The following is a 12,377-nucleotide window of genomic DNA, read 5'->3' on the forward strand; positions in this document are numbered from 1 at the left end:
ACACCCCCGTCCCACCACCCGTACCGACCACAGGTCCGCGAACCGCGCCGCCCGCCCCCGTGCCCGGCGCCGAGGAGCCCCATGACCGACCAGCTCGCCCCGCCCACCGTGACGGAGGCCACGACCACACCGACCGTACGCACCGGACCCATCCTCCTCGTCCTGCTGTCCGCCATGTTCTTCGCCCAGTTCGACTTCTTCGTGGTGAACGTCGCCGCGCCGTCGCTGGAGGAGAGCATCCACGCGGGGCCCGCCGCCCTCGAACTCGTCGTCGGCGGCTACGCCTTCGCCTACGCGGCCGGCATGATCACGGGAGGCCGGCTGGGGGACAAGTTCGGCCACCGCCGGCTGTTCGTCACCGGCACGATCGCCTTCGGGATCACCTCACTGCTGTGCGGCATCGCCGCCACCCCCGGGCAGCTCGTCGGCGCCCGGCTGGCCCAGGGCCTCGCCGGCGCCATGATGGTCCCGCAGGTGCTCGCCGTGATCACGGCCCACTTCCCCGACGAGCGCAAGCCCAAGGCCATGGCCTGGTACGGCGCCGCGGCCGGCCTCGGCTCCATCGCCGGCCAGGTCCTCGGCGGCGCCCTGATCGCCGCGGACTTCGCCGGACTCGGCTGGCGGAGCATCTTCCTCATCAACGTGCCGTTCTGCGTGGTCATCGCGGCCACCGCCCTGCGCGTCCTGCCCGTCCGGACGCAGCGGCGGCGCATCGGGCTCGACCCCGCCGGGGCGGCCGGCGTCTCCCTCGCCCTCGCCCTGCTGCTCGTACCGCTGACCATGGGCCACAGCTCCGACTGGCCGGTGTGGACCTGGATCAGCATGGCCCTGGCCGTGCCCGTCGCAGCCGTCACCCTGCGCTGGGAACAGGCCCTCCGGCGCCGCGGCGGCGACCCGGTGCTCGTCTTCCCGCTCTTCCGCAGCCCCTCCTACCGCGGCGGCGTGGTCGCGAGCATCGCGTTCATGGTCTACTTCGGCAGCTTCATGTTCACGCTGACCCTGCTGCTGCAGTCCGGCCTGGACCTCGGCCCCTTCCAGGCGGGCCTCGTGTTCTCCCCGATGGGCATCCTCTTCACCGCCACTTCGATGATCGGCGGCAGGCTCACCCGCCGCTGGGGCATGAGCGCCCTCGTCGTCAGCAGCGGGGTGATCGCCCTGGGCCTGGTGGCCCTGGCCGTACGGCTGGCCGTGGCCGGGTCCGGTACGGGCCTGCCGTGGATCGTGCTGTGCCTGTGCCTGGTCGGCGCCGGCAACGGCGTCGTGCTGCCCGCCCTGTTCGGCGCCGCGCTGATGCGGGTCCGCCCCCAGGACGCCGGCATCGCCTCGGGCATCCTCACCACCACCCAGCAGTTCTCGAGCGCCGCCGGCGTCGCCGTCATCGGCGCGGTGTTCTTCGCCGTCGCCGGCAAGCACGCCACCGGTGCGAGCTGGGCCCACGCCATGGCCTGGTCCACCGCCGTCAGCGTGCTGATGGTCCTCGTCGTCATGAGGATGACGTGGACGTTCCGCCGCTTCGCCGGCGGCGAACGGCCCGCCGAGGCGCCCGCCGCCCACGTCTGACCACCGCCGCACGCCCCCGTCCGTCGCGCTCAAGTCGGCCAGTTGTCGACTGCCGGGCGGCACACCGTGCCACGACACTGCCGGATGAATCCCATGGCCGAGTACCGCGTACCGAGCGAGGGAGACATCCGGTGATCCACCTGAACGAGACCCTGGCCCTGCAGAGCGTCGAGGAATTCCTCACCACGGCGGAGCGGGAACACCTCCTCAAGATCATGGACAGCGAGATCGCGGCCACCGGATGGCGGCCCCGGCACCAGGCCGACGTCCTCCGGGCGCCCGCGCCCGCCCAGGAGATCCTGCGCGCCGCCACGGCCCGCTCGCTGCACGTCCTGCAGCGGGTGCTGCCCTCGGTGACGGCCGACGGCCGCTGGGACTATGCAGAACTGACGGAAGGTCAGTACATTCCCACGCACGTCGACGGCATCCCCGACCCGGGCACCCCGCCCCGGCGCATCGGGCGCATCGGAGTGGTCGTCCAGCAGGCCGAGGCGGGCGGCGAGTTCTACATCGAGACCACCGCCAGCCCGGCCGTGTGGACCGGGACCGTCGTCGGCGAGGCCGAGGGCTACGCCCCCGGCACGCCCCTGACGCACCGGCTGCCGCACGTGCATGACCACGGTGCCGTCCCCACGTGGCTCGAAGAGGTCCCCACCACCCGCTGGGTCACCCCTGCCCCGCCCGGCGCCGGCCTCGCCTACGGCGCGCAGGTCCTCCACGGCGTCCAGCCGGTGCGCGCCGGACGGCTGCGGAAGTTCGTCACGAACCTGCTGGACGCCCCGGCGGTCCGCAGGTAGCGGCGGTCCGTCCTCTCCGCGAGGAAAGGCCCGGCCCATGCCCCTCCGCAACCCTCCGCTGAACGGCCCGGCTACGGACGGCCGCTGACCGAGAGCCGGCCGCCCGGGCCCTGGGGGCTCATGCTTAGGGTGGATGGTGACCAGGTCGTTTCACCGTTAGGAGGCATGGAATGAAACAGGCCCCGTTCGGCGTGCTGTTCACTGCGCTCGCAGTGCTCGGGACCGCACTCGTGTCCTTCGCGTTTCAGTTGCGCGCAGAGGGCTACGAACAGTACGTCCAGGATGTTGCCTACGTGGCCGGCACGGCGTACTTCACCGCGATCATGACTGTGGTGATGTGGGTGCGTGCTCGCCGGACGCCCTTGAGCTGAGGGCCCCGCCCCCGGCGGGTTCATGGCCGGAACTCATCCGTCTCCCGCCGTGAACCCGCCGTCGCGCGCGGGCGCGCTCCCGTCAGTCCGCTCCCAGGAGCGCGGCGAGGGGCAGGGCGGCGATGTCCTCCGCGGGCCGCGAGACGTACAGCGTGGTGTGGAAGTAGCCCTCGCTCTCCCGGCCCCTGGGGTCCTCGCCCGTGGCCTCGACGGCCGCGATCGCGTAGCGCTGCTCCTCCGGCCCGCTGAAGTGGCGCTGCGGGAACGTGCGGGCCGTGTACTTCTCCGTGCTCAGGCCGTGCGCGGCCAGGGCGTCGGCGATCGGGGCGTACGAGGCGGTCCGGAGCACGAAGGAGGCCACCCAGGCCGGTTCGTCAGGCCCCGCCGTGAGCGCCTTGAGCGTTCTGGCCGAGAGGAACGTGGTCCCCCCGGTGATGGTGATGAGCCGGGCCCGCCGCGCCTCCCGCAGCAGCTCCCGGCTGGGCTCGGCCGTCTCCAGGTTCTCGGCGAAGCCCTCGTCCAGGAGCCCGACGGCCCGGCCGTAGGAGACGGCCTGCGCGGCCACGTCGATCCCGACGACCCGCGCGGCCCCGGGCCTGCGCCGCGCCGCGAAGTACGCCCGGTCGTCCTCGACGAGCTCGGCGGTCGTGAGCGGTGCGATCTCCGGCGAGGTGTAGCGCCGGTAGAGCTCGTCCAGCGTGACGTCGTGGTTGAGGAGCGCCGCGTTGATGCCGTAGGAGCAGCAGATGTCGACGACCGTCAGCGGCTCGCTCGCGGCCGTGCCCCTGCGGGTCTCGGCCATGCGCCGGAAGACGGCCTGGGCATGATGCGGTGTCTGGTACTCCAGAGGTCCCAGCACCGTGAAGTACGCCCGGGGGTCGGGCTGGTCGTAGATCTTGTCGAACGAGGTCATCCCGGAGGTCATCGTACAAATCCTCTCGCCCCTGAGGCCGGCCGGAGACCGCCCCGCTACAGGTAGAGCCTCCGGGGCCGAAAAGGGAACAGGGCAGGGGGCAAATCCGGCCAATTCCGATGATCATCGTGCTCTGTGCCTCCCGGGACACGGGGTGCCCGAGGGATGAAGCGGGTGCACGTCTACAGTGACCGCTCCGAACCGGTAAGTGTGAGATAAGCGAGCGTGTGCGTGTCAGTCGAGAAGCCCGTGCCCGGAAGGCGCGGCAAGAACGCTTCCCCGCAGGAGCCCGAAGGCTGGCGCACCGGCCCCGCGTGGCAGGAGATGAACGGCAAGGCCGCCCGTAAGCGGCGGATCCTCGGTGCCGCAGGCGTCGCGGCCGCCGCCGTGGCCACCCTGGCCGTGCTCCGGCCCGAGCTGGTCCTCTCCCGGATACCCGGGGCCGGGGACCCGGGGAGGAGCGACGCGAAGACGGCCTCGCACGGCACCCCGGCGCCCCTGGCCCCCGAGACCGCGCGTCCCAGCGGCGCTCCCGGCAGCACCGACGGCGTCGCCACCCCCGACCGGCCCTTCGCCGGCTCGCCGGCCGAGCGGTACGCCGACGGCGCCGCGGGGATCGTCCTGCCGGAGGCCCGGGCCGCGGGGACGATGTCGCGCGAACAGGTCGCCGCCGGCCTCAAGCTGACGCGGGACTTCCTCGTCGCCGCCAACCTGGACCCGGCGGTCATCCGCGGCGAGCGCCCGGCCGCCGCCCTCGCCCTGCTCGACCCGCACCAGGACGACCTGGTCACCGACGCGACCACCGCCCTGAGCAAGCCGAGCCGGGATCACGACCCGCTCACCCTCTTCAGCCGCTTCGACGGCAGCGAGGTGCGCATGGTGGGGGAGACCGTCAAGACCCGCGGCCGGATGACCTTCGCGGAGCACAAGGACGGCTCCGTGGCCGTGCACGCCGACTACACCTTCGTCTACCCCCTCATGAAGAAGGAGCGCGGCTCGCGCGAGGTCGTGCGCACCGTCGTGCGCCGCGTCCTGGACACCGAACTCCTCGACCCGGAGCGCTTCCGGGTGACCCCGGGCAAGCTCACCTTCAGCAGCTACAACGTGGACATCGGCAACTCCGCCTGCGGCGTCTACGACGGGTTCATGCACCCCGGATTCCACGAGGGCGTCCCCTCCGGGCCGGCCCCCTCCGGCCCCGCCGTCGACCCGTACGACCGCAGCCGCGACCTGGACACCGGCGCGGGCGGCCCGGGCGAGTCCCCCGAGCCCGGCAAGGCGGGGAACAGGGACCAGTGCGGGACCGTCACGCGGACGTGACCCCGGGGAGCCCGCCGTTGCCCTGCGCAGGGCGGTCGCGTCCGGCGGCCGCCTGCCGGTCCCGGATCGCCCGGGCCTCCAGCAGGCAGGCCCGGGCCCGTTCGGTCTGGCCGATGAGCTCCAGGGCGCGGCCGAGCACGTCCAGGGCGCCGGCCGACTGCCATTGGGATCCGAGGCCGCGCAGCACGGACAGGGCCAGTTCGGCCAGCCGCACGGCCTCCTCGGGACGCCCGACGGCCACGTGGAGCCCGGCCGTCCGGTAGAGCGTCACGCCCTCCCACCACAGCTGCCGGCTCTCCCGGAAGATGCCGAGCGCCTCCGTCAGCCGGTGCAGGCCTTCCTCCGGACGGCCGGCCTCCGCCAGGGCCAGCCCCAGCGAGTACAGGCCGTTGGCCAGCCGCCAGGAACCCCCGGCGCCCCGGTAGACGGCCACGGCCCGCTCCGCCAGCTCCACCGCCCGCGCGGCGTCGCCCAGACCCACGTGGACCCGGGAGAGGTTGGCGAGGGCACTGGCCTCGCCGATCCGGTTGCCGTCGGCACGGAAGTGGCTGATGGCCCGGTCGAAGTGCTCCTCGGCATCCCGGTAGCGCTGCTGGTAGATGGCGACGATGCCGAGCTGGTTCGCGGCGTAGCAGCGGATCAGCAGCGGGTCGCCGGTGGTGTCGCCGAGGAGCACCGACCCGCGTGCGTACGCGTCGGCCTCCTCCATCTGCCCCGCGAACCTGTGGGCGTGGGCGAGGACGATGCACGCCCGGCCCTCCGCCTGGGCGTCCCCGGCCGCGTGCGCCGCGGCGAGCACGGCCTCGGCCGTGTGGACATAGGCGCTGCCGCTGAGTCCCGTCTCCACGAGGTCCTTGGCGGCGAGCAGCAGGTCGGCCGCCCGCCGCAGGGAGCCTTCCGTCGCCCGGAGGCGCACGCAGGCCAGGATGCAGTCGGCTTCTGCAGCCAGCCAGCCGGCGGCTTCCCGGCCATCCTTCAGGGCGGCACCGGGCACCGCGGTGCGCGCCAGGTGGCCGACCAGCCGGTCCCCGGGCCGTTCGAGTGCATAGGCGCGGGCCGCGGTGGCGAGGTAGAAGTCGAGCAGCCGGGAGAGGGCGGCCTCGCCCTCGCCGGGTGGGTGTTCGTCGCGTTCGGCGCATGCACGCGCGTAGAGGCGTACGAGGTCGTGGTAGCGGTAGCGGCCGGGTGCGGCGGACTCCAGCAGGGAGGTGTCGACGAGCGATTCCAGGAGTTCTTCGGTGGCGTCGGTGTCCAGGTCGAGGACGGCTGCGGCGGCGGCCAGGGAGATGTCGGGGCCGTCGGCGAGTCCCAGCAGCCGGAAGGCGCGGGCCTGGGCGGGTTCCAGCTGTCCGTAGCCGAGTTCGAAGGTGGCTTTGACGGCGAGGTCGCCGGCGCGGAGCTCGTCCAGGCGGCGGCGTTCGTCGCCGAGTTTCCGGGCGAGTACGGAGACGGTCCAGGTGCGGCGGGCGGCGAGCCGGGAGGCGGCGATGCGGATGGCCAGCGGCAGGAAGCCGCATGCCGCGACGACGTCCGTCGCCGCATCCCGCTCGCTGTCCACGCGCTCCGCACCCACGATCCGCGTGAAGAGCGCGAGCCCTTCGCCGGAACCCATCACGCCGAGGTCGACGATCCGCACGTCGGCGAGACCGGTCATGCGCGTCCGGCTGGTGACGAGCGCGGCACAGCCCTCCGTGCCGGGCAGCAGCGGGCGGACCTGGGCGGCGTCGCGGGCGTTGTCCAGCAGGACCAGGACGCGGCGGCCGTCGAGGGTGGAACGGAAGAGCGCGGCACGCTCCGCGACGCCGTCGGGCACCGCGGCCCCCGGGACACCCAGGGCGCGCAGGAACCACCCCAGCACCGCCGCGGGCTCGGCGGGCTCCGGCCCCGCGCCCCGCAGATCGGCGTAGAGCTGCCCGTCGGGGAAGTCGTGGCGCACGGAGTGGGCCGCGTGGACGGCGAGCGTGGTCTTCCCCACGCCGCCCGTGCCGGTGACGGCCGGGACCGCCGGGCCGTGTCCCGGGCCGGGGGTCAGCAGGGCACGGATCTCCGCGACGCGCGCTGTACGACCGGTGAAGTGCGCGATGTCCGCGGGCAGTTGGGCGGGCCGGATGAAACCCTCGGGAAACCCCGCCGCCTTCCGGGCTGAGCCCGCGACGACCATGAGGCCGGCGTCGGCGTTGAGGATGCGCTGCTGGAGTTCGGACAGTTCGGGGCAGGGGTCGACGCCGAGTTCGTCGGCGAGGAGGCGACGGGTGTCGGCGTAGACGGCGAGGGCCTCGGCCTGGCGGCCGCTGCGGTACAGGGCGAGCATGAGCAGCTCGCGCAGGCGCTCGCGCAGCGGGTGGGCGGCGGTCAGAGCGGTGAGCTCCGAGACCGCCTCGGCGTGGCTGCCGACTTCCAGGTCCAGGTCCAGCCGGGTCTCGATCAGCGACAGCCGCCACTCCTCCAGGCGCGTGCGCTGGGTCTCGGCGTACGGGCCGGGCAGCCCGGCGAGCGGCTCGCCGTCCCACATCCCCAGGGCCTCGTTGATCAGGTCGCGCGCACGGTGGCGGTCACCGGAGGCGCGGGTCTTCTCGGCCTCGGCCACGAGGTGCTCGGCCCGGTCGATGTCCAGGCAGCCCAGGCCGACCCGGACGGCATAACCCCCCGACTCGCTCACCAGGACGTCCTGCCCCAGGGACTTCCGCAGCCGCGAGGCGTAGGTGCGCAGCGCGGCGAGAGCGGCGTGCGGCGGTTCGTCACCCCACAGCGCGTCCACCAGCTCGGGCGCGGTGGCGGTCCGGCCCCCGCGCAGCAACAAGGCGGCCAGGAGCGCCCGCTGCTGCGGCGAACCGGTGTTCAGCAGCTCCCCGCCGCGGCGAGCGCGGACGGGTCCCAGCACGGCGAAGCGCAAGGGCTCCTGCGGCGTCCGCGCGCCCCCCATCCCGTGCCCCCTCGTCGACCGACGCGACTGCCGGCACGGGGTCGTCGCGGCACCGGCACCGTGCCGATGGCGTGAGCATATGACTTCGGGAGGTTTGGGAAGGTGCAGCCACCCGTCCGAGCGACGGGAAGTGGCCATCCGCGGTACGGGGTCCGCCCGGGGAACCGCCCGGTCGAGCGGCCGGAAGGGGTCGGAGCCGGGCAACTGATGCCCTTTCAGGCGGGACGATGCCACGATTTGATCACTCGACTGTCACAGGAGCCCCACCGGGCTCTTCTTTGGCCGGAATCCGCCCGGTGGTGGGGTAGAAATGTGCACGTCAAGCACAGGAAATGTGCACGTCAAATGATTCATCATTCATCACGGGGGATCCATCATGCGTCGTAAGCTCGCCACTGCTGCCGTTGTCATCGCACTCGCGGCCACCGCCACCGCCTGCAACGGCGACGGCACCGACCCCGCGGCGGACGCCAGCGCGCCGGCCGGCAAGAGCCCCGCGCCCAAGCAGCCGGACCCGGCGCAGGGCCAGGGCAGCACGGGCCAGGGCGGCGACAAGGGCCAGGGCAACGGGGACAAGGGCGGCGACGCCCACGCCATGGGAGGCAAGCTCACCCTGAAGGGGAAGAAGGCGGGCGAGCAGCTCGACGTCACCCTGAAGACCCTGGCCGACCCGGCCCACAGCGACAACAAGTACCTGCAGCCGTCCGCCGGCAAGCGCTGGGTCGCCGCCCAGTTCGAGCTCGTCAACACCGGTACGGCCGCGTACTCGGACAGCCCCTCCAGCGGGACCAAGGTCATCGACGAGCAGGGCCAGGCCTTCACCCAGACCATGGGCAGCGTCACCGAGGGCCCGAAGTTCCCGGTCACCGTGAACCTCGCCCCGGGTGCCAAGGCCCTCGGGTGGGTCACCTTCGCGGTCCCCGAGAACTCCAAGCCGGCCAAGGTGCAGTTCACGCTGGACGGCGGCTTCGCCAACGAGACGGGCGAGTGGACGCTGAAGAAGTAAGGCCCGGGGAGCAGGGGCAGGAGCAGGGCCCGGGCAGCCGGGCGGTGACGTCCGGCGTCAGCCGGTCGACAGGGAGCCCGCCGCTTCCGTGAGCGCGTCGAGGACCGGCCGGATCAGCGGGTGGTCCTCGGCGCCCCGGCGTACCGCGGCGAACACGCGCCGGGTCGCGGCCGGGCCCTCGACGGGAAGGACGACGGTGTCCTTCAGCTCCATGCCGCGCAGCGCCGAGCGCGGCACGAGGGCCACCCCGGCCCCGGCGCCCGCCAGGGCCACCACGGCGCGGAAGTCGTCGGAGGAGTGCACGAGCCGGGGCTGGAAACCGGCCAGCTCGCAGGCCAGGACCATCACGTCGTGGCAGGGGTTGCCCGGGTAGGGGCCGACCCAGTCGCAGTCGGCCAGCTCGTCCAGGCCCACGTGGGGGCTCTGCGCCAGCGGGTGGGACGCGTGGAGGACGGCGTCGAACGGCTCGGCGTAGAGCGGCACGCGCACCAGCCGCCGGTCGTCCGCGTGCGGCGCGCCCCGGTACTCGACGGCGAGCGCCACGTCGGCCTCCCCGTCCAGCACCATGGGCAGGCTCGCGTCGCCCTCCGCGTCGCGCACGCGGAGCCGGATGCCGGGGTGGCGGCCGGCGAGGAGGGCGATGACGGGGGCCAGCACCTCGGCGATGCCCGTCGCGAACGCCGCGACGGTGAGCTCTCCGGCCGTGCCGCCCGCGTAGGCGGCGAGCTCGGCCTCGGCCCGCTCCAGCTGGGCGACGACCTCGTGGGCGTGGGCCAGCAGGATCTCGCCCGCCGCGGTGAGCCGCACGCCGCGGCCGCTGCGGGTCAGCAGGACGTGGCCGGTCTCCTGTTCCAGCGCGGCGAGCTGCTGGGAGACGGCCGAGGGGGTCAGGTACAGCGCGGCGGCCGCGGCGGTCACCGTACGGTGGTCCGCCACGGCCCGCAGGACGCGCAGCCGCCGGGGGTCGATCACCCCACTATTTTGCCAGGAACGGCTGGTAACCCCGGTGGGGGCCCGGGCCGGGCCCCCACCGGGAGACCGGGGTGTCAGCCCCGCAGCGCCTTGCGCGCGTCGATGAACGCGGCGACGGCCCGCTCCACGTCCGCGGTGGAGTGCGCCGCGGACAGCTGGACCCGGATCCGGGCCGCGCCCATCGGCACCACCGGGTAGGAGAAGCCGATGACGTAGACGCCGCGCTCCAGCAGCAGCTCCGCCATCCGGCCGGCCTCCGCCGCGTCACCGATCATGACGGGGGCGATGGCGTGGTCGCCGGGCAGGATCTCGAAGCCCGCCTCGGTCATCTTCGTGCGGAACAGCTCGGTGTTGGCCTTCAGCTTCTCCCGCAGGTCGCCCGCGGACTCCAGCAGGTCGAGGACCTTCAGGGAGGCGGCGGCGATGACCGGCGCGAGGGAGTTGGAGAAGAGGTACGGGCGCGAGCGCTGCCGCAGCAGGGCCACGATCTCGGCACGGGCGGCGACATAGCCGCCGGAGGCGCCGCCGAGGGCCTTGCCGAGGGTGCCGGTGATGATGTCGACGCGGTCCATGACGCCGTGCAGCTCGGGGGTGCCGCGGCCGCCGGCGCCGACGAAGCCGACGGCGTGCGAGTCGTCGACCATCACCATCGCGTCGTAGCGGTCGGCCAGGTCGCAGATCTCGCGCAGCGGCGCGACGTAGCCGTCCATGGAGAAGACGCCGTCGGTGACGATCAGCTTGCGGCGCGCCCCGCCCTCGGCCGCCGCCTGCAGCTGCTTCTCCAGGTCGGCCAGATCGCGGTTGGCGTAGCGGAAGCGGCGGGCCTTGGACAGGCGGATGCCGTCGATGATGCTCGCGTGGTTGAGCGCGTCGGAGATCACCGCGTCCTCGGCGCCGAGCAGGGTCTCGAAGACGCCGCCGTTGGCGTCGAAGCAGGAGGAGTAGAGGATCGTGTCCTCCTGGCCGAGGAACGCCGACAGCCGCGCCTCCAGCTCCTTGTGGACGTCCTGCGTGCCGCAGATGAAGCGCACCGACGCCATGCCGTAGCCCCAGCGGTCGAGGGCGTCCTTGGCGGCGGCGACGACCTCGGGGTGGTCGGCGAGGCCCAGGTAGTTGTTGGCGCAGAAGTTCAGGACGTCGCCGGGGGCGCCGCCGGCGGTGACGCTGACGGAGGCGCTCTGCGGGGTGCCGATCACGCGCTCGGGCTTGAAGAGGCCGGCGTCGCGGATCTCGTCGAGGGTGGCGCGGAGGTCGTCGCGGACGGACGCGTACATGCGGGGGACTCCTTACGGAAGACCTTGTGGAGAAGAGGGGCCGCCGACCGGGGGCCGACGGGCGGTGCGACCGGGGTCAGGCGGTCCAGTCGAGGATGATCTTGCCGCTGCGGGCGGTGGCGGCCTCGTCGAAGGCCGCGTCGAAGTCCTTGTACGAGTACTTGCCGGTGATCACCGGGCTGAGGTCGAGCCCGGCCTCCAGCAGCACCGTCATCGCGTACCAGGTCTCGAACATCTCCCGGCCGTAGATGCCCTTGACGGTGATCATCGAGGTGACGATCTTCGCCCAGTCGACGGGGAACTCCTGGGCCGGCAGGCCCAGCATGGCGATCCGGCCGCCGTGCGTCATGTTGTCGATCATGTCGCGCATGGCCTCGGGACGGCCGGACATCTCCAGGCCGATGTCGAAGCCCTCGCGCAGGCCCAGCAGACGCTGCGCGTCCGCGATCCGGGCGTCGGAGACGTTGAGGGCCAGGGTCGCCCCGGCCTTGCGGGCGATCTCCAGGCGCGGCTCGCTGACATCGGTGATGACGACGTTGCGGGCGCCGGCGTGCTTGGCGACGGCCACGGCCATGATGCCGATCGGGCCCGCGCCCGTGATCAGCACGTCCTCGCCGACCAGCGGGAAGGAGAGCGCGGTGTGCACGGCGTTGCCGAACGGGTCGAAGATCGCGGCGACGTCGAGGTCGACCTTCGCGCGGTGCACCCAGACGTTGGAGGCGGGCATCACCACGTACTCGGCGAACGCGCCGTCGCGGCCCACGCCGAGGCCGATCGTGCTGCGGCACAGGTGGCGGCGGCCGGCCAGGCAGTTGCGGCACTTGCCGCAGACCAGGTGGCCCTCGCCGCTGACCAGGTCGCCCTCCGCGATCTCCTGGACGTCCGCGCCGACGGCCGCGACCTCGCCGACGAACTCGTGGCCGAGCACCAGCGGGGTGCGCACCGCGCCCTGGGCCCAGCCGTCCCAGGAGCGGATGTGCAGGTCGGTGCCGCAGATGCCGGTGCGCAGCACCTTGATCAGGACGTCGCCGGGGCCGTACTCCGGCTCCGGGACGTCCATGAGCCACAGCCCGGGCTCGGCCTTGTGCTTGACGAGTGCCTTCATGGCTGCGGCTCCAGGCGTGGGGAGATGATTCTTTTGCGCGCACCAATGTGCCGAGTGGGGACCGTGAAGTCCATCGAGGTTTTCTTAAGCAGGGCAACAGCAGAGCTTCATGCGGTGCGCACGGGCCTTCCGGACA

10 protein-coding genes are annotated in these 12,377 nt (G+C 73.0%); 5 read left to right on the forward strand and 5 right to left on the reverse strand.

Annotated features, from left to right (window positions below; translation table 11 throughout):
• Positions 1-81: 81 nt before the first annotated feature.
• The 3 genes from ACFZCD_RS01205 (at position 82) to ACFZCD_RS01215 (ending at position 2,728) form a co-directional block, all read left to right on the forward strand.
• Complete coding sequence (locus tag ACFZCD_RS01205; protein ID WP_391826569.1) at positions 82-1,560, forward strand: MFS transporter; 1,479 nt, start codon at positions 82-84, stop codon at positions 1,558-1,560.
• 131 nt (positions 1,561-1,691) lie between these two features.
• Complete coding sequence (locus tag ACFZCD_RS01210; RefSeq protein WP_391826571.1) at positions 1,692-2,357, forward strand: hypothetical protein; 666 nt, start codon at positions 1,692-1,694, stop codon at positions 2,355-2,357.
• 170 nt (positions 2,358-2,527) lie between these two features.
• On the forward strand, positions 2,528-2,728 hold the full coding sequence (locus ACFZCD_RS01215) for an SCO3870 family protein (protein WP_391826573.1): 201 nt from the start codon (positions 2,528-2,530) through the stop codon (positions 2,726-2,728).
• A gap of 82 nt (positions 2,729-2,810) precedes the next feature.
• Here ACFZCD_RS01215 and ACFZCD_RS01220 read toward each other — a convergent pair whose 3' ends face one another.
• Positions 2,811-3,653 (reverse strand): hypothetical protein, encoded by an 843-nt coding sequence (locus tag ACFZCD_RS01220; RefSeq protein WP_391826575.1) that lies wholly within the window; start codon positions 3,651-3,653, stop codon positions 2,811-2,813.
• A gap of 237 nt (positions 3,654-3,890) precedes the next feature.
• Here ACFZCD_RS01220 and ACFZCD_RS01225 point away from each other — a divergent pair, with 237 nt between their 5' ends.
• Positions 3,891-4,961, forward strand: coding sequence for a hypothetical protein (locus ACFZCD_RS01225; protein WP_391826577.1), 1,071 nt, complete (start codon positions 3,891-3,893; stop codon positions 4,959-4,961).
• Here ACFZCD_RS01225 and ACFZCD_RS01230 read toward each other — a convergent pair.
• A complete protein-coding gene (locus ACFZCD_RS01230) occupies positions 4,948-7,884 on the reverse strand; it encodes a BTAD domain-containing putative transcriptional regulator (protein ID WP_391826579.1) in 2,937 nt (978 codons plus the stop codon). The two genes, ACFZCD_RS01225 and ACFZCD_RS01230, sit on opposite strands and share 14 nt — an antisense overlap.
• A 376-nt stretch (positions 7,885-8,260) precedes the next feature.
• On the opposite strand from ACFZCD_RS01230, the gene ACFZCD_RS01235 reads away from it, so the two are divergent.
• A complete protein-coding gene (locus ACFZCD_RS01235) occupies positions 8,261-8,890 on the forward strand; it encodes a DUF4352 domain-containing protein (RefSeq protein ID WP_391826581.1) in 630 nt (209 codons plus the stop codon).
• A gap of 57 nt (positions 8,891-8,947) precedes the next feature.
• Here the strand turns inward: ACFZCD_RS01235 and ACFZCD_RS01240 are convergent, their stop codons facing one another.
• From ACFZCD_RS01240 to tdh, 3 genes are all read right to left on the reverse strand, one after another.
• The gene (locus ACFZCD_RS01240) at positions 8,948-9,862 is read right to left on the reverse strand and encodes a LysR substrate-binding domain-containing protein (RefSeq protein ID WP_391826583.1); all 915 of its coding nucleotides are present in this window, start codon (positions 9,860-9,862) and stop codon (positions 8,948-8,950) included.
• Positions 9,863-9,936: 74 nt separating this feature from the next.
• Positions 9,937-11,136 (reverse strand): glycine C-acetyltransferase, encoded by a 1,200-nt coding sequence (locus ACFZCD_RS01245; protein WP_391826585.1) that lies wholly within the window; start codon positions 11,134-11,136, stop codon positions 9,937-9,939.
• A gap of 76 nt (positions 11,137-11,212) precedes the next feature.
• Positions 11,213-12,241: an L-threonine 3-dehydrogenase gene (tdh, locus tag ACFZCD_RS01250; protein ID WP_391826587.1), complete on the reverse strand. Its 1,029-nt coding sequence runs from the start codon at positions 12,239-12,241 to the stop codon at positions 11,213-11,215.
• Positions 12,242-12,377: the final 136 nt, after the last annotated feature.

Source organism: Streptomyces sp. NPDC008001 (genome assembly GCF_042958085.1).
In the GTDB taxonomy this organism is placed as follows: Bacteria; Actinomycetota; Actinomycetes; order Streptomycetales; family Streptomycetaceae; genus Streptomyces.